Source organism: Novosphingobium organovorum (genome assembly GCF_022832435.1).
Classification (GTDB): domain Bacteria; phylum Pseudomonadota; class Alphaproteobacteria; order Sphingomonadales; family Sphingomonadaceae; genus Novosphingobium; species Novosphingobium organovorum.
The window spans coordinates 451-943 of sequence record NZ_JALHLF010000248.1 but is presented as its reverse complement, the minus strand read 5'-3'; the positions used below and the strand labels follow the sequence as shown (position 1 = coordinate 943).

General features: G+C 73.4%; 1 pseudogene. It reads right to left on the bottom strand.

The window, feature by feature from the left end:
- Positions 1–493 (bottom strand): annotated as a pseudogene (locus MTR62_RS21060) (beta-3-deoxy-D-manno-oct-2-ulosonic acid transferase); the annotation flags it as partial.

Here is a 493-nt window from a genome sequence, read left to right as displayed (position 1 = left end):
GGCGGCGGGACGGCGGGTCAGGGCCAGGCGCTGGCCCGGCGCCCAGAGGAAGCGGCGGATTTCGCGCCGCTTCCACCAGGCCATGCCCGAAGCGGCAACGATGCCCCGGTTGCCCGCCAGCGTGCGGCGCCAGTCGGCCAGCAGGGCAATGGTCGAAAGGATGTCGGCGGGCGATCCGGTGAAGGGATCGCGGTAGGCCGGGGCCATGAGCTGCGCGGCAATCCGCGCATCGAGCACGGCCGCATCCTCGCCCGGCAAACCATGGCGACCGGGCGAAACGACCTCGACATCCAGCCCCGCGATCCGCGCGAGCGCGATCCATTCGTCGTCGCCCTGCGCGATGAGGGTCTGCGCATGGTCCAGTAACGACCAGGGATCGACTTCGGGCCCGCCCGATCCGGCGGTGCGATCGATGACCGGCCCGCGCCCGGCAACAGGGGCCGGTGGCGCCCAGAAGGCCCCGCCCACCCGCGCGGCGCGGATCGCGGCGAAC